This is a genomic window from Streptomyces sp. NPDC059696 (genome assembly GCF_042733745.1).
Lineage (GTDB): Bacteria > Actinomycetota > Actinomycetes > Streptomycetales > Streptomycetaceae > Streptomyces.
On sequence record NZ_JBHWFG010000035.1, the window covers coordinates 39,105 to 54,583 of the forward strand.

Genomic DNA, 15,479 nt, shown 5'->3' on the forward strand with positions numbered 1-15,479 from the left:
CATGGCCGACGACCCGTTCGTCCTCGGTGGTACGTCCTTCACGTCCCGTCTGATCATGGGTACCGGCGGGGCGCCCAGCCTCGACGTGCTGGAGCGGTCGCTGGCCGCGTCCGGGACGGAGCTGACGACGGTCGCGATGCGCCGGGTGAACGCCTCGGTGCACGGCTCGGTGCTGTCCGTCCTGGACAGGCTGGGCATCCGGGTGCTGCCCAACACGGCGGGCTGCTTCACCGCCGGCGAGGCCGTCCTCACGGCCCGTCTCGCGCGCGAGGCCCTCGGCACCGACCTGGTCAAGCTGGAGGTCATCGCCGACGAGCGCACGCTGCTGCCGGACCCGATCGAGACGCTGGAGGCGGCCGAGACCCTGGTCGACGACGGCTTCACGGTGCTGCCGTACACCAACGACGACCCCGTGCTGGCGCGGAGGCTGGAGGACGTGGGCTGCGCGGCGATCATGCCGCTCGGCTCCCCGATCGGCTCCGGGCTCGGCATCCGCAACCCGCACAACTTCCAGCTGATCGTGGAGCACGCGCGCGTGCCGGTGATCCTGGACGCGGGCGCCGGCACGGCCTCGGACGCGGCACTGGCCATGGAGCTGGGCTGCGCGGGTGTGATGCTCGCCTCGGCGGTGACACGGGCGCAGGAGCCCGTGCTGATGGCCGACGCCATGCGGCACGCGGTGGAGGCGGGGCGGCTGGCGTACCGGGCGGGGCGGATCCCCCGGCGGCACTTCGCCGAGGCGTCGTCGCCGGCGGAGGGCATGGCCGTGCTGGACCCGGAGCGGCCCGCTTTCCGGTAGCCCGGGGGGTCGCGTCACACGGCCCGGGGGGCACGCCACGGGTCGGCTGCACCCCCGCCCCGTTCCGGTGGCAGGGGGGTCATGGCACACGGCCCGGGGGACACGTCACAGGTCGGCTGCAGTCCCGCCCCGGATTCCGCCGGGGGGACGGGGCTGTCGGTCATGGCTCGTACACTCGCCTGCGTGGACACGACCCTTCAGGACCCCTTGGTCGGGCAGGTGCTCGACGGCCGGTATCGCATCGACGCGCGGATCGCGGTCGGCGGGATGGCCACGGTCTACCGGGCCGTGGACACCCGGCTCGACCGGGTCCTCGCGCTCAAGGTGATGCACCCCTCGCTCGCGGTCGACGCCTCGTTCGTCGAGCGGTTCATCCGCGAGGCGAAGTCCGTGGCCCGGCTGGCCCACCCGAACGTGGTGCAGGTCTTCGACCAGGGCACCGACGGCTCGTACGTGTACCTGGCGATGGAGTACGTCGCGGGCTGCACCCTGCGGGACGTGCTGCGCGAGCGCGGGGCCCTGCAGCCGCGGGCCGCCCTGGACATCCTGGAGCCCGTGCTGGCCGCCCTGGGCGCCGCCCACCGCGCCGGTTTCGTGCACCGCGACATGAAGCCCGAGAACGTGCTGATCGGGGACGACGGCCGGGTCAAGGTCGCCGACTTCGGCCTGGTCCGGGCCGTCGACACGGTGACGAACACCACCGGCACCGTGCTCGGCACGGTCTCGTACCTGGCCCCGGAGCAGATAGAGGACGGCACCGCCGACCCCCGCGTCGACGTGTACGCGTGCGGCGTGATGCTGTACGAGATGCTGACCGGCGACAAGCCGCACGACGGGGACTCCCCCGCCGTGATCCTCTACAAGCACCTGCACGAGGACGTGCCCCCGCCGTCGGCGGCCGTGCCCGGCATGGCCTACGAGCTGGACGCGATGGTGGCCTCGGCGACGGCCCGCACCCCGGCGGTGCGCCCGCACGACGCCGTGGCGCTGCTCGCGCAGGTCCGGGACGGACGCCAGCGGCTGGACGACGACCAGCTGGACGCGGTGCCGCCGCAGGCGCTCGCGATGGACCACGACAACGGCGACGACCGGACGACGGTGATCCCGCGCGCCCTGACCACGCCGCACCCGCTGCCGGCCGACGAGGACGACGCGGCCGGGGAGTCCCTCGACCGCACCAGCCGTTTCGCCTCTCCGCCGCCTCCCCCGCCCGTCCGGCGCCGTCCGGGATCCCGGCGCGGCCCGGCGGCGATCGTCGTCGCGGTGCTGCTCGCGCTCGGCCTGGGCGTCGGCGTCTGGTACATCAACTCCGGCCAGTTCACGGAGGTCCCGCCGCTGCTGGCGAAGACTCAGGACCAGGCCGAGGACCGGCTGCGGGACGCCGGCCTCGAACTCGGCAAGGTGGAGCACGCCTACAGCGACACCGTGGAGCGCGGCCGGATCATCAGCAGCGACCCGAAGGCCGGGGCGCGCATCCGGGGCAACGACGCGGTGGGCATCACCGTCTCCGACGGCCCCGAGACGGTGCGCGTGCCCGCCCTGGCGGGCCAGGAGCTGGGCGAGGCGCGGGACCTGCTGAAGGACGACGGGCTGGAGCCGGGCATGGTCACCCGGCAGTTCAGCGAGGACGTGCCGCGCGGTGCGGTGGTCTCCGCGCGCCCGGCCGACGGTACGAAGGTGCGCGCGGGCACGGCCGTCGCGCTGGTCGTCAGCAAGGGCGCCCCCGTCGACATCCCCGACGTCACCGGCTCCGACGAGGCCGACGCGCGGTCCGAGCTGACGGAGGCGGGCCTCAAGGTGAAGATCGCCACCGAGCGGGTCACCTCCTCGGAGTACGACAAGGGCCAGGTGGTCCGGCAGTCCCCCGCGTCCGGCACCGCCGCCGAGGGCGACACGGTGACGCTGACGCTGTCGAAGGGCCCCGAGATGATCGAGGTCCCGGACGTGGTCGGTGACAACGTCGACGACGCGAGGCAGGCGCTGGAGGGCGCCGGGTTCGAGGTCGACGAGGACCGCGGCCTGTTCGGTCTGTTCGGCGACGAGGTCAAGAGCCAGTCCGTCGAGGGCGGCCGGACCGCGCCCAAGGGCTCCACGATCACCATCACGATCAGGTGAGGCCGGCGGGCGCGGGCCCGTGGCGGGGGCAGGGCCGGACGCATGACACCCTGAACGGGTGAACACTCAGCTGTCCGGCCCCTCCCGCAACCCGGTGGGCGGCCACGTCCCCGTGGCCGGTGGGCTCCACTCCGTCGGTCTGTCGTACGCCCGTGACCTGGCGGCCGAGGCCGTCCAGGTCTTCGTCGCCAACCCGCGCGGCTGGGCCACCCCGACCGGCAATCCCCAGCAGGACGAGGCGTTCCGTACGGCGTGCGCGGACGGGTCGATCCCGGCGTACGTGCACGCCCCCTACCTGATCAACTTCGGTTCGCACACCGAGGCGACGGTGGAGCGGTCGGTGGAGTCGCTGCGGCACTCCCTGCGGCGCGGGCGGGAGATCGGGGCGCTGGGCGTGGTCGTGCACACCGGCAGCGCGACCGGCGGCCGGGAGCGGTCGGTGGCCCTGAAGCAGGTACGGGAGCACCTGCTGCCGCTGCTGGACGAGCTGACCCACGACGACGACCCGTTCCTGCTCCTGGAGTCGACGGCCGGTCAGGGCGCCTCGCTGTGCTCGCGGACGTGGGACTTCGGCCCGTACTTCGAGGCGCTGGACGCCCATCCGATGCTCGGCGTGTGCCTGGACACCTGCCACATCTACGCCGCCGGGCACGACCTGACCGGCCCGAGCGGTATGCACCAGACGCTCGACCTGCTGGTGGACACCGTCGGTGAGGGCCGGCTGAAGCTGATCCACGCCAACGACTCCAAGGACGTGGTGGGCGCGCACAAGGACCGGCACGAGAACATCGGCGTCGGCCACATCGGCGAGGATCCGTTCCGGGCGCTGATGACGCACCCCGCGACCGAGGGCGTGCCGCTGATCATCGAGACGCCGGGCGGCAAGCAGGGGCACGCGGCCGACGTGGAGCGGCTGAAGAAGCTGCGCGAGGGCTGAGGCGCCGGAGACCGGGCCGAGGCACCGGGGGCGGCTGACGCCTCAGAGGCCGGGACCGTCCCCGGGCTCCTCCTGGTAGGAGTAGCGCTGCTCCCGCCAGGGGTCGCCGATGTTGTGGTAGCCGCGCTCCTCCCAGAAGCCCCGCCGGTCGGCGGTCATGTACTCCACGCCGCGGACCCACTTGGGGCCCTTCCAGGCGTAGAGGTGGGGGACGATCAGGCGCAGCGGGAAGCCGTGCTCGGCGGTGAGCAGTTCGCCGTCCTTGTGGGTGGCGAACAGCACGCGCTCGTCGGCGAAGTCGGACAGCCGGAGGTTGGAGCTGAATCCGTACTCGGCCCACACCATCACATGGGTGACGTCGTCCGCGGGCGGGGCGAGGTCCAGGAGCGTGCGCGCGGGGATGCCGCCCCACTCGGCGCCCAGCATGCTGAACTTCGTGACGCAGTGCAGATCGGCCACGACGGTGGTGTGCGGCAGGGCCGTGAACTCCTCGTGGCTCCAGCAGTGCTTGCCGCCGTCGGCGGTGGCTCCGAAGACGCGGAACTCCCAGCGCTCGGGCCGGAACTTGGGCACGGGCCCGTAGTGCGTGACCGGCCAGCCGCGCTGCAACCGCTGTCCCGGGGGGAGCTCCGGCTGCGTCGCTCCTGCTGGATCGCGCCCTTCTCCCGATTCGTGTTCCAGCGGCTGACCCATGACTCCATCCTGACAGACCCCGGGTGGTGCCCCTGACCGAGGCCGCTCCGATGCAGGACAAAATGGACTAAGCATGCCCTTACTTACTAAGTGAACACTTACTGGACGATCTTCTCCGCCAGTGGAATCATGCGGCGCAACCTGCCAGTTCCCCCGCGCGGAAGGAGCCTCTGCGATGCAGGGCGACCCCGAGGTCCTCGAATTCCTCAACGAGCAGTTGACCGGCGAGCTGACGGCGATCAACCAGTACTGGCTGCACTACCGGATCCAGGACAACAACGGCTGGACCAAGCTCGCCAAGTACACGCGTGAAGAGTCCATCGACGAGATGAAGCACGCGGACAAGATCACCGAGCGCATCCTGATGCTGGACGGCCTGCCCAACTACCAGCGGCTGTTCCACGTACGGGTGGGCCAGACGGTCACCGAGATGTTCCAGGCGGACCGGCAGGTCGAGGTCGAGGCGATCGACCGGCTCAGGCGCGGCATCGAGGTGATGCGCAGCAAGGGCGACGTGACCTCGGCGAACCTCTTCGAGTCCATCCTCGAGGACGAGGAGCACCACATCGACTACCTGGACACGCAGCTGGAGCTGATCGACAAGCTCGGTGAGGCGCTGTACATCGCGCAGCAGATCGAGCAGCCGAGCTAGGGCAGGCCTGCCGTCAGGCGGCGTCGTCCAGTTCCGCGAGGACCGGTTCGCCGCGGTCGGCCAGATCGCGGCGCGGGCAGGATCCCCTGCCCAGGATCGCCTGGATGCGGCGCACACAGGAGCCGCAGTCGGTGCCCGCCTTGCAGGCGGAGGCGATCTGGCGGGGCGTGCAGGCACCGCCGTCCGCGTGCTGCTTGACCTGCTGCTCGGTGATGCCGAAGCAACTGCAGACGTACACGCGGTTCACCTCCCGACGGGGTCGTTCTCTGGCGCCGTCCCCGTTGATCGGTGAGGCTAACCTAACCTTACCCGTCGGGTCCGGAGCACAAAAGTGGAGTGGGGCGCGGATCGTGTGATCCGCGCCCCAGTCCTTGCCCCGGTAACAGGCGGACCTGTTACTGGTCCCTGTACATCTCCGCCACGAGGAACGCCAGGTCGAGCGACTGGCTGCGGTTGAGCCGCGGGTCGCAGGCCGTCTCGTAGCGCTGGTGCAGGTCGTCGACGAAGATCTCGTCGCCGCCGCCCACGCACTCCGTGACGTCGTCGCCGGTGAGCTCCACGTGGATGCCGCCCGGGTGGGTGCCGAGGGCCTTGTGGACCTCGAAGAAGCCCTTGACCTCGTCGAGCACGTCGTCGAAGCGGCGGGTCTTGTGCCCGGAGGCCGCCTCGTAGGTGTTGCCGTGCATCGGGTCGGTGATCCAGGCGACGGTGGCACCCGAGGCCGTGACCTTCTCGACCAGCTCCGGGAGCTTGTCGCGGACCTTGTCGGCGCCCATGCGGACGATGAAGGTCAGCCGGCCCGGCTCGCGGTCCGGGTCGAGGCGGTCGATGTACTGGAGCGCGTCCTCGGCCGTCGTGGTCGGACCCAGCTTGATGCCGATCGGGTTGCGGATCTTCGAGGCGAACTCGATGTGCGCGTGGTCCAGCTGCCGGGTGCGCTCACCGATCCACACCATGTGCCCGGAGACGTCGTACAGCTGGCCGGTGCGCGAGTCGACCCGGGTCAGCGCGGACTCGTAGTCGAGCAGCAGCGCCTCGTGGGAGGCGTAGAACTCGACCGTCTTGAACTCCTCCGGGTCGGTCCCGCAGGCGTGCATGAAGTTCAGCGCGTTGTCGATCTCGCGCGCCAGCTGCTCGTAGCGCTGCCCCGACGGGGACGACTTCACGAAGTCCTGGTTCCAGGCGTGCACCTGGCGCAGGTCGGCGTAGCCGCCGGTGGTGAAGGCGCGCACCAGGTTCAGCGTGGAGGCGGAGGCGTGGTACATCCGCTTCAGCCGCTCGGGGTCCGGGACGCGGGCCTCTTCGGTGAAGTCGAAGCCGTTGACGGAGTCACCGCGGTAGGTCGGCAGCGTCACGCCGTCGCGGGTCTCGGTCGGCTTGGAGCGCGGCTTGGAGTACTGGCCGGCGATGCGCCCGACCTTGACCACCGGCACGGACGCGGCGTACGTCAGCACGGCGCCCATCTGCAGCAGGGTCTTGAGCTTGTTGCGGATGTGGTCGGCGGACACCGCGTCGAAGGCCTCGGCGCAGTCGCCGCCCTGGAGGAGGAACGCCTCTCCCTTGGCGACGGACGCCATCCGGGCGCGCAGCTGATCGCACTCGCCCGCGAAGACGAGCGGCGGATACGACTCCAGCTCCGCAACGACTGCGCGCAGAGCCTCGGGGTCGGGGTACTCGGGCTGCTGCGCCGCGGGCAGGTCTCGCCAGGTGTTGCCAGCACTCGCGCTGGTCTTAGCGTTCACGGTCACGACCTCAACATTACGGGGTCGTGTCGGGCGTCCTGAGCCATGCCCAGCAAGTGAGACACCCCGAACACCCCTCGGACATGGGGTAGGGTGCGTCGCATGTTCGCGCATTCGACCCAGACCTGGTGGTGGACCGCTCATCCGGCGGCCCGCTGACTGCGCGTACTCAAGACTTCGCGAAGGCCGCCCGAGGGGCGGCCTTCGGCGTTTCCCGGGGTCCGTTCCTCTCTCTCACCGAGACTCACCGAGATGGAGCACGGACCATGAACCTGCTCGGCTTGCCGGACGACTCCCGTCCGTTCGCCCTGCTGCGCCGCCGCACCCCGGGCCACGACCATGATCTGGTCGAGGTCCTGATCGGCCCGGTCGCCCCCTGCGACCGGCTCGCCGACCTTCCCGACCGGAGCCTCGCGCTGGTGCCCTTCCGGCAGATCCGCGAGCGCGGCTTCGACGTCCGCGACGACGGCACGCCCCTGCTGGCACTCACACCCGAGGAGTCGTACGGCGTCCCGCTGGTTGACGCCCTGGAACAGCTCCCGACGCACGACGTGCGCGTCGAGGGCGGCGGTTTCGACGTCGCCGACGAGGAGTACGCGCAGATCGTCGGACGCGTGCTGCGCGAGGAGATCGGGCAGGGCGCGGGCGCGAACTTCGTGATCCGCCGGACGTACGAGGGGGAGATTCCCGGCTTCGGCCGCTCGGACGCGCTGGCGCTGTTCCGGCGGCTGCTGGAGGGCGAGCGCGGGGCGTACTGGACGTTCGTCGTGCACACCGGGGAGCGCACCCTGGTCGGGGCCAGCCCCGAGGTGCACGTGCGGATGTCCGGCGGCACGGTCGTCATGAACCCGATCAGCGGCACCTACCGCTACCCCGCCGAGGGGCCCACGCCCGAGCACCTGCTGGACTTCCTCGCCGACGGCAAGGAGATCGAGGAGCTGTCGATGGTCGTCGACGAGGAGCTCAAGATGATGTGCACCGTCGGCGACAGGGGCGGGGTGGTCGTCGGCCCCCGGCTGAAGGAGATGGCGCACCTCGCGCACACCGAGTACGAGCTGCGCGGCAGGTCCACGCTGGATGTGCGGGAGGTGCTGAGGGAGACCATGTTCGCGGCGACCGTCACCGGCTCGCCGGTGCAGAACGCCTGCCGGGTGATCGAGCGGCACGAGAGCGGGGGGCGCGGGTACTACGCCGGTGCCCTGGCCCTGATCGGCCGGGACGCGGGCGGGCTCCAGACGCTGGACTCCCCCATTCTGATCCGCACCGCCGACATCGGCGCGGACGGGCGGCTGCGGGTGCCGGTCGGCGCGACCCTGGTGCGCGGCTCCGATCCGGCGAGCGAGGTGGCCGAGACCCACGCCAAGGCGGCGGGTGTGCTCGCGGCGCTGGGCGTGGGGCCGACCCGGCCGCGCGCGGAGCGGACCCGTCCGCGCCTCGCCGACGACCCGCGGGTGCGGGCGGCGCTGGACGGACGCCGGGCCTCGCTCGCGCCCTTCTGGCTGCGGATGCAGGAGCGCTCCGCGGAACCGGCGGGACACGCCCTGGTCGTGGACGGTGAGGACACCTTCACGGCGATGCTCGCGCACCTGCTGCGGGCCGGCGGACTGGCGGTGAGCGTGCGGCGGTACGACGAGCCGGGGCTGCGGGAGGCGGTGCTCGGGCACGAGGGTCCGCTCGTGCTGGGGCCCGGGCCGGGGGACCCGTCCGACCTGGCGGATCCGAAGATGCGGTTCCTGCGCTCCCTCACCGCCGAGGTGATCAGGGCCGAACGGCAGGGTGTGCTGGGCGTCTGCCTGGGGCACGAGCTGATCGCGGCCGAGCTCGGTCTGGACATCGTGCGTAAGGACGTGCCGTACCAGGGGGCGCAGACGGAGATCGAGCTGTTCGGGCGGCGGGAGACCGTCGGCTTCTACAACAGCTTCGTGGCGCGCTGCGACGACGAGGCCGCGGGCGAGCTGTCGGCGCACGGCATCGAGGTCTCCCGCGCCGCGAACGGCGAGGTGCACGCGCTGCGCGGCCCGCTTTTCGCCGGGGTCCAGTTCCACCCGGAGTCGGTGCTCACGCTGAACGGGGCGGCGATCGTGCGGGATCTGGTGGGGCAGCTGCGGGGCACGAACGCGCCGTCGGTGTAGGCGCGGGCCGGCCGGGGCGGCACGGCCCCGGCCGGCACCGGATGCCCGGCGGTCAGCCGAAGAACACCCCGACCTCCTCGTACAGCGCGGGATCGACCGTCTTGAGACGGGCGGTGGCGTCGGCGATGGGGACGCGGACGATGTCGGTGCCGCGCAGGGCGACCATCCGGCCGAAGTCGCGGTCGTGCACGCAGTCGATGGCGTGCAGACCGAAGCGGGTCGCGAGCCAGCGGTCGAAGGCGCTGGGGGTGCCGCCGCGCTGGACGTGTCCGAGGACGGTCGTACGGGCCTCGTTGCCCGTGCGCTTCTCGATCTCCTTGGCGAGCCACTCCCCCACCCCGGACAGGCGGACGTGCCCGAAGGAGTCCAGGGACTGGTCCTTGAGGACCATGTCGCCGTCCTTCGGCATCGCCCCCTCCGCGACCACGACGATCGGCGCGTACGACGCCCGGAATCGCGAGGTCACCCAGGCGCACACCTGCTCGACGTCGAAGCGCTGCTCGGGGATGAGGATGACGTTGGCGCCGCCGGCCAGGCCCGAGTGGAGGGCGATCCAGCCGGCGTGCCGGCCCATCACCTCGACGACCAGGACCCGCATGTGGGACTCGGCGGTGGTGTGCAGCCGGTCGATGGCCTCGGTGGCGATGCCGACGGCGGTGTCGAAGCCGAAGGTGTAGTCGGTGGCGGACAGGTCGTTGTCGATGGTCTTGGGCACGCCGACACAGGGCACGCCGTGCTCGTCGGACAGGCGGGCGGCCACGCCCAGGGTGTCCTCGCCGCCGATGGCGATGAGCGCCTCCACCTCCAGCCCGGACAGGGTCTCCTTGATCCGGCGGATGCCGTTCTCCGCTTTCAGCGGGTTGGTCCGCGAGGAGCCGAGGATCGTGCCGCCGCGGGGCAGGATGCCGCGCACGGCGGGGATGTCGAGCCGGACGGTGGCGCCCTCCATGACTCCTCGCCAGCCGTCCCGGAAGCCGGTGAAGTCGTAGCCGTACTCCTGCACGCCCTTGCGGACGACGGCCCGGATGACGGCGTTGAGGCCGGGGCAGTCGCCGCCTCCGGTCAGTACTCCGACGCGCATGGAACAGTCCCTTCGCCACAGTTACCTGACGAAAGGTCAGTGTGACGTGCGTCTCACTCGTCGTCGAGGCCGCGCTCTATCGCGTACCTGACGAGTTCGACCCGGTTGTGCAGCTGGAGCTTGCCGAGGGTGTTCTGGACGTGGTTCTGCACCGTGCGGTGGGAGATGACCAGGCGCTCGGCGATCTGCTTGTAGCTCAGGCCCTTGGCGACCAGACGGAGCACCTCGGTCTCGCGGTCGGTGAGCCGGGGCGCCTTGGGTTCGTCGGTGTCGGGGGCCGGGCCCGGCTCGGCGGCCAGACGGCGGTACTCGCCGAGGACCAGTCCGGCGAGGCCCGGGGTGAAGACCGGGTCGCCGACGGCCGTGCGGCGGACCGCCTCCTGCAGTTCCCCGGTGGAGGCGGACTTCAGCAGGTAGCCGGTCGCCCCCGACTTCACCGCCTCCAGGACGTCGGCGTGCTCGCCGCTCGCGGACAGCACCAGCACCCGCAGCGCGGGGTTCGCGGCGACGACCTCCTTGCAGACCTGCACGCCGGGCTTGGCGGGGAGGTTCAGGTCGAGCACGAGGACGTCGGGGACGGCGGCCTTGGCGCGGCGCACGGCCTGCTCGCCGTCGCCCGCGGTGGCGACCACCTCGAAACCCGACTCGGCGAGGTCGCGGGCGACCGCGTCGCGCCACATGGGGTGGTCGTCGACGACCATGACCTTGATCGGGTCCTGCCGGTCCGACGTGGTCCCCGTCATCGCTGCTCCGCCTTTCCCCGTGTGCTCGTCACGTCCTTCGGTACCTTCAGCTCGACCTCCGTGCCCTGGCCCGGCACCGAGATCAGCTCCGCGCTGCCGCCGAGGTCGCGCAGCCGGCCGCGGATCGACAGGGCGACGCCCAGCCGTCCCTCGCCCTCGGCCTGGTCCAGCCGCCCTTCCGGGATGCCGGGGCCGTCGTCCCGCACGGTGACGATGACCTCGTCGGGCTCGTCCTCGACCAGGATCCACGCCCGCGCGTCCTGACCGGCGTGCCGGCGGACGTTGTCCAGGGCCGCCCCGACGGCGGCGGCCACCTCCCGGCCCGCGAGGGGCGGCAGCGTCACGGGCGCGCCGGGCTCGGCGAGGCTGACCAGGGACCCGGCGTACGGCGCGAGCAGGGCGCGCAGGTCGACGGGGCCGTCCGGCTCCGGCTCCTCCTCGTCGACGGCCCGGACGACCGCGCCGTCGGCGGCGTCCTCCGAGACCCGCGACACCGGCACCAGCCCACCGGAGACCAGGGTGCGCAGCGCGATCTCCTGCTCGCCGGCCATCCGGCCCAGCTCGGCCGCCTCTCCCCCGATCACGGCCCCGCGGCGCTGCACCATCGCCAGCACCTGGAGCACGCTGTCGTGGATGTCCCGGGCGAGGCGCTCCCGCTCCCGGGTGGCGGCCTCGATCTCCAGGGCGCGGGCGAGGGTGCGCTCGGAGGCGCGGGCCACCTCGACGACGTAGCCGATGGCGACGGAGGCGATGCAGACCAGGATCACGTTGTGCACGGTGTCGCGGGCCGGGCTGCCGCGCTCGACCAGGTTGGCGACGGCCACGAGCCCGGAGGCGAGGGCCGCCCAGCGCCAGCCGCCCTTGATGGCGAAGGCGAGGACGGCGCCGGCGGTCCAGATCGACGGCAGGGTCGGGCCGCCCGACTGGACGCGCTCGTGGGCGTCGGCGACCGGGGTGAGCAGGATGCCGGTGAGGGCGACGGTCAGGTCGGCGGCGAGGAAACGCCGGGTGCAGCGGGCCGCGTTGGCCACCCGGGGCAGGGTGGCCAGGGTCCAGCCGCACAGCACGGCGAAGTAGGCGACGGCGATCCAGGGGCGGGTGAACTCCCCGAAGGCGGTGGCGAACAGGCCGACCGCGTACAGCATCGTGAGCACCCGGTAGGCGCTGAGCGCACGCCACAGCGGCTGCTCGACCGACATTCTCATGACCCGCTCGCGCTTGGCCATCTCCCCCGCCCCCCCGAGGCCGAGTCCCGGCTAGGGCTCGGTCCGCCGCCGCTCCGTCTGCTGTTCCGCCTGCTCCTGCTTCCCGGTCCCCTGCTGCTCGGCCTGCCGGCTCCCGGCCTCGTGCTCGGCGGCCTCGTGCCGGACGGCCTTTTCCTTCTCGGCCTGTTCCTTCCCGGCCTGTTCCTTCTCCGCCCGGGCGAGGGCGGTCTTCGCCGCCTTCTCGGCTTCCTTCTCCGCCTTGGCCGCTTCCGCGAGCTGACGCTTCATGGCCGTCGCGTACATGTCGACGTACTCCTGGCCGGAGAGCTTCATGATCTCGTACATGACCTCGTCGGTCACCGCGCGCAGCACGAACCGGTCGTGCTCCATGCCCTGGTACCGGCTGAAGTCCAGCGGCTCGCCGATCCGGATGCCGGGCCGCATCAGCTTCGGCATGACCTTCCCGGGCGGCTGGATCTTCTCCGTGTCGATCATGGCGACGGGGATGACGGGCGCACCGGTCGCCAGCGCGACACGCGCGAGGCCGCCGGGCTTGCCCCGGTAGAGCCGTCCGTCGGGCGAGCGCGTGCCCTCCGGGTAGATCCCGAACAGCTCACCGCGCTCCAGCACCTCTATGCCGCTCTTGATGGCGGCCTCACCCGCGCCGCGGGCGCCGGAGCGGTCCACGGGGAGCTGCCCGACGCCCTTGAAGAAGGCGGCCGTGAGCCGTCCCTTCACACCGGGTGTGGTGAAGTACTCGGCCTTCGCGATGAACGTGACCTTGCGGTCCAGGACCGCGGGCAGGAAGAACGAGTCCGAGAAGGACAGGTGGTTGCTCGCCAGGATCGCGGGGCCCTCTGCGGGAATGTTCTCCAGGCCTTCCACCCAGGGCCTGAAGGCGACCTTCAGCGGTCCCCCAACAGCGACCTTCATCGCGCCGTACAACAACCGAGTGCCTCCTGTATGTGTCGAACAGACCTTAACCCGGAGCGCCGTCAAAGGCGCCGACGGCCCTGGTCGGTGTCAGTGCGGTCGCGTACGGTGAAGGTCCCGCGAACGCCGTGCGACCCCCTTCCATGACGTTCCGTGACATTGCGTGATCGTGCCAGTCCCTTCTCACCATCCAGGAGGCCGAAGGTGCCGGTCCTCGCCGGAGCCGAGCCGTTTCACCACGAGGGCGGAGAGGTCGCCGTCCTCCTCTGCCACGGCTTCACCGGATCCCCGCAGTCGCTGCGCCCCTGGGCGGAGCACCTCGCCGACCACGGCCTGACCGTCTCCCTGCCGCTGCTGCCCGGGCACGGCACGCGCTGGGAGGACCTGCGGATCACCGGCTGGCAGGACTGGTACGCGGAGGTGGACCGCGCGTTGCGCCTGCTGTGCGAGCGCCACGAGACGGTCTTCGTGGCCGGTCTGTCCATGGGCGGCGCGCTCGCCCTGCGGCTGGCCGCGAAGCACGGCGACGCCGTCCGCGGTGTCATGGTCGTCAACCCCGCGAACAAGGTGCACGGCCTGGCCGCGCACGCCCTGCCGGTGGTGCGCCACCTCGTCCCGGCGACGAAGGGCATCGCCAGCGACATCGCCAAGCCGGACAGCAGGGAACTCGGCTACGACCGGGTGCCGCTGCACGCGGCGCACTCGCTGCGGCAGTTCTTCCGGATGGTCGACGGTGAGCTGCCGCAGGTGACTCAGCCGGTGGTGCTGCTGCACAGCCCGCAGGACCATGTCGTGCCGCCCGCCGACAGCGCCCGGATCCTCAGCCGGATCTCGTCGACGGACGTGAAGGAGGTCATCCTGGAACAGAGCTACCACGTCGCCACGTTGGACCATGACGCGGACCGGATCCACGAGGAGAGCCTCGCGTTCATCCGCCGCATCGCGTCCGGCCTCGGCAAGGAGCCCGGGCTCGGCAAGGAAGGGACGACCGCAGGTGGCTGAGCACGACTCCGACCGCGAGGGCCGGGAGCCGGACGAGAAGGGCGTCCCCTTCGACGAGGAGGCCGCCTGGGCGGCGATCGTCGCCGGGTACGGCGAGGAGCCGCCGGACCCGCCGGGCGCCAAGCCGTTCAAGTCCATCGAGGACCTGGCCCTGCCGGCGAGCGGGCCCAACGACGCGGTGCTGGACGGCGACCGGGGCGACACGGCCGTGAAGTCGGGGGACGCGGTGAAGCCGGCCGAGCCGGAGCAGGCCACGGATCCCGGGGACGAGCCGGTGAGGCCCCTGGGCGGTTCGGTCTCCTTCGCCCCCGGTGTCGGCCCGCGCGACTACACCACGCCCGAGCCCGCCGAGGACGACTTCGACGAGGACGACGAGGGCCACTTCGTGCCCCCGGAGCCGCCCCCGCTGCCCACCGCCGACCCCACCGCCAAGTTCGCCTGGCTCGGTGTGCTCGGCGGGCCGGTGCTGCTCCTGCTGGCCGTGCTGCTCGGCTGGGACATGACCTGGTGGCTGGCCACGCTGGGGATCGGCGGTTTCCTCGGCGGATTCGCGACGCTGGTGACGCGCATGCGCACGGACGACGAGGAGGACGACGACCCCGGCCGGGGCGCGGTCGTCTAGGAAGCCGGAATCCTGAGGGCGGCCAGGACCGGGAGGTGGTCCGTGGCCGCCCTCAGGTCTGCGTCGGACACCCCGGGCTGATCGGTCGGCACACCGCAGCCCAGCACCTCGATGCCCTTCGTCGCGAAGATCGCGTCGATGCGCTGGTACGGGTCGCCGGGGGTCCAGGTGTGCTCGCCGCCCCAGGGGGCCGCGGCCCGGCAGTCGGTCAGTTCGGCGGCCAGCCGCCGGAAGGCCGGGCCGTCGGGGCGTTCGTTGAGGTCGCCGCCGGCGATCAGGTGCTCCACCCCCATGCCGGCGAGCCGGTCCAGCAGCATGCCGGACTGCTCTAGGCGCTCCTCCTTCTGCAGGGAGAGGTGGCAGCTGAGGACACCGAGGCGGGTGCCGGCGATGCGGACGACGGCGGTGGCGAAGCCGCGGCGGTGCAGGCCGGGCGTGGGAGGCAGGAGGACGTCCTCCGTGCGTTCGACGCCCACCCGGAGCGAGCTGAGGATCGCCGGGCCCGTGGTGGTCGCGCCGCCGGTGACGACGACCAGGCCGGACGCGAGGGCCAGGCGGGCGAGTTTCTTGCGCCAGCGGAAGAACCGGGGGGCTTCCTGGACGAGGACGAGGTCGGGCTCGCACGCCGTGATGACCCGGGCCAGGGCGTCGGTGTCGTCGCGCATGGAGCGGATGTTGTAGCTGAGGACCCTGATGACTGCGGAACCGTCGGGTTCGGTACGCGCGTTGGGGAGCAGCGACATGTGATCAATTTACGCCCAAAGGGGCGGGGCGCGGGGAGGGTGCGCGAGTGCCGGGTCGCATGTGGCCGATCGCGCAGTTC

General features: G+C 71.8%; 16 protein-coding genes. 8 read left to right on the plus strand and 8 right to left on the minus strand.

The genetic code is table 11. From position 1 onward, the window contains the following. Position 1 precedes the first annotated feature (1 nt). The 3 genes from ACFV20_RS30120 to ACFV20_RS30130 all read left to right on the plus strand — a co-directional run bounded on the left by ACFV20_RS30120 (position 2) and on the right by ACFV20_RS30130 (position 3,851). Positions 2–799, plus strand: a complete 798-nt coding sequence (locus tag ACFV20_RS30120) for a thiazole synthase (RefSeq protein ID WP_385662225.1) — start codon at positions 2–4, stop codon at positions 797–799. Between the two features lie 183 nt (positions 800–982). Then, positions 983–2,914, plus strand: coding sequence for a Stk1 family PASTA domain-containing Ser/Thr kinase (gene pknB, locus ACFV20_RS30125; RefSeq protein WP_385662227.1), 1,932 nt, complete (start codon positions 983–985; stop codon positions 2,912–2,914). A gap of 58 nt (positions 2,915–2,972) precedes the next feature. Beyond that, on the plus strand, positions 2,973–3,851 hold the full coding sequence (locus ACFV20_RS30130) for a deoxyribonuclease IV (protein ID WP_385662230.1): 879 nt from the start codon (positions 2,973–2,975) through the stop codon (positions 3,849–3,851). Between the two features lie 42 nt (positions 3,852–3,893). On the opposite strand, the gene ACFV20_RS30135 is transcribed toward ACFV20_RS30130, so the two are convergent. Continuing rightward, positions 3,894–4,544: a sulfite oxidase-like oxidoreductase gene (locus ACFV20_RS30135; protein ID WP_234750471.1), complete on the minus strand. Its 651-nt coding sequence runs from the start codon at positions 4,542–4,544 to the stop codon at positions 3,894–3,896. Positions 4,545–4,719: 175 nt separating this feature from the next. Between ACFV20_RS30135 and bfr the strand changes: the two genes are divergently transcribed. Next, positions 4,720–5,196 carry a bacterioferritin gene (bfr, locus tag ACFV20_RS30140; protein ID WP_104779326.1) on the plus strand — a complete coding sequence of 159 codons (477 nt, stop codon included), beginning with the start codon at positions 4,720–4,722 and terminating at the stop codon, positions 5,194–5,196. Positions 5,197–5,209: 13 nt separating this feature from the next. Here the strand turns inward: bfr and ACFV20_RS30145 are convergent, their stop codons facing one another. Both ACFV20_RS30145 and ACFV20_RS30150 read right to left on the minus strand, forming a co-directional pair. Further along, entirely contained in the window at positions 5,210–5,443 is a 234-nt protein-coding gene (locus ACFV20_RS30145; RefSeq protein WP_234750469.1) for a bacterioferritin-associated ferredoxin, read from the minus strand. 148 nt (positions 5,444–5,591) lie between these two features. After that, a complete protein-coding gene (locus ACFV20_RS30150) occupies positions 5,592–6,944 on the minus strand; it encodes a class II 3-deoxy-7-phosphoheptulonate synthase (protein ID WP_385662234.1) in 1,353 nt (450 codons plus the stop codon). Positions 6,945–7,040: 96 nt separating this feature from the next. Between ACFV20_RS30150 and ACFV20_RS30155 the strand changes: the two genes are divergently transcribed. Further along, positions 7,041–7,097: a trp operon leader peptide gene (locus ACFV20_RS30155; RefSeq protein WP_078625594.1), complete on the plus strand. Its 57-nt coding sequence runs from the start codon at positions 7,041–7,043 to the stop codon at positions 7,095–7,097. Positions 7,098–7,204: 107 nt separating this feature from the next. Beyond that, positions 7,205–9,070 (plus strand): anthranilate synthase family protein, encoded by a 1,866-nt coding sequence (locus ACFV20_RS30160; RefSeq protein ID WP_385662237.1) that lies wholly within the window; start codon positions 7,205–7,207, stop codon positions 9,068–9,070. A 52-nt stretch (positions 9,071–9,122) separates the two neighbouring features. Here ACFV20_RS30160 and ACFV20_RS30165 read toward each other — a convergent pair whose 3' ends face one another. From ACFV20_RS30165 to ACFV20_RS30180, 4 genes are read right to left on the minus strand one after another with little or no spacing between them, the layout of a single operon-like run. Further along, on the minus strand, positions 9,123–10,151 hold the full coding sequence (locus ACFV20_RS30165; protein WP_385662239.1) for a 6-phosphofructokinase: 1,029 nt from the start codon (positions 10,149–10,151) through the stop codon (positions 9,123–9,125). 53 nt (positions 10,152–10,204) lie between these two features. Continuing rightward, a complete protein-coding gene (locus tag ACFV20_RS30170) occupies positions 10,205–10,894 on the minus strand; it encodes a response regulator (protein WP_385662242.1) in 690 nt (229 codons plus the stop codon). After that, positions 10,891–12,120 (minus strand): MacS family sensor histidine kinase, encoded by a 1,230-nt coding sequence (gene macS / locus ACFV20_RS30175; protein WP_385662245.1) that lies wholly within the window; start codon positions 12,118–12,120, stop codon positions 10,891–10,893. Before macS ends, ACFV20_RS30170 begins: the two co-directional genes overlap by 4 nt. Before the next feature lie 30 nt (positions 12,121–12,150). Continuing rightward, positions 12,151–13,032: a lysophospholipid acyltransferase family protein gene (locus ACFV20_RS30180; RefSeq protein WP_385662248.1), complete on the minus strand. Its 882-nt coding sequence runs from the start codon at positions 13,030–13,032 to the stop codon at positions 12,151–12,153. Positions 13,033–13,236: 204 nt separating this feature from the next. On the opposite strand from ACFV20_RS30180, the gene ACFV20_RS30185 reads away from it, so the two are divergent. Both ACFV20_RS30185 and ACFV20_RS30190 read left to right on the plus strand, forming a co-directional pair. Further along, entirely contained in the window at positions 13,237–14,034 is a 798-nt protein-coding gene (locus ACFV20_RS30185; RefSeq protein ID WP_385662250.1) for an alpha/beta hydrolase, read from the plus strand. Then, positions 14,027–14,656, plus strand: coding sequence for a hypothetical protein (locus tag ACFV20_RS30190; protein ID WP_385662254.1), 630 nt, complete (start codon positions 14,027–14,029; stop codon positions 14,654–14,656). Before ACFV20_RS30185 ends, ACFV20_RS30190 begins: the two co-directional genes overlap by 8 nt. On the opposite strand, the gene ACFV20_RS30195 is transcribed toward ACFV20_RS30190, so the two are convergent. Further along, positions 14,653–15,399, minus strand: coding sequence for an endonuclease/exonuclease/phosphatase family protein (locus ACFV20_RS30195; protein ID WP_385662257.1), 747 nt, complete (start codon positions 15,397–15,399; stop codon positions 14,653–14,655). The two genes, ACFV20_RS30190 and ACFV20_RS30195, sit on opposite strands and share 4 nt — an antisense overlap. Between the last annotated feature and the right edge of the window lie 80 nt (positions 15,400–15,479).

Excerpts from the sequence above, each read along its gene's own strand:
- ACFV20_RS30120 (WP_385662225.1), top strand. The coding sequence starts at position 2 with ATGGCCGACGACCCGTTCGTCCTCGGTGGTACGTCCTTCACGTCCCGT.
- ACFV20_RS30180 (WP_385662248.1), bottom strand. The coding sequence starts at position 13,032 with ATGAAGGTCGCTGTTGGGGGACCGCTGAAGGTCGCCTTCAGGCCCTGG.
- bfr (WP_104779326.1), top strand. The coding sequence starts at position 4,720 with ATGCAGGGCGACCCCGAGGTCCTCGAATTCCTCAACGAGCAGTTGACC.
- ACFV20_RS30135 (WP_234750471.1), bottom strand. The coding sequence starts at position 4,544 with ATGGGTCAGCCGCTGGAACACGAATCGGGAGAAGGGCGCGATCCAGCA.
- ACFV20_RS30195 (WP_385662257.1), bottom strand. The coding sequence starts at position 15,399 with ATGTCGCTGCTCCCCAACGCGCGTACCGAACCCGACGGTTCCGCAGTC.
- ACFV20_RS30165 (WP_385662239.1), bottom strand. The coding sequence starts at position 10,151 with ATGCGCGTCGGAGTACTGACCGGAGGCGGCGACTGCCCCGGCCTCAAC.
- ACFV20_RS30170 (WP_385662242.1), bottom strand. The coding sequence starts at position 10,894 with ATGACGGGGACCACGTCGGACCGGCAGGACCCGATCAAGGTCATGGTC.
- macS (WP_385662245.1), bottom strand. The coding sequence starts at position 12,120 with ATGGCCAAGCGCGAGCGGGTCATGAGAATGTCGGTCGAGCAGCCGCTG.
- ACFV20_RS30160 (WP_385662237.1), top strand. The coding sequence starts at position 7,205 with ATGAACCTGCTCGGCTTGCCGGACGACTCCCGTCCGTTCGCCCTGCTG.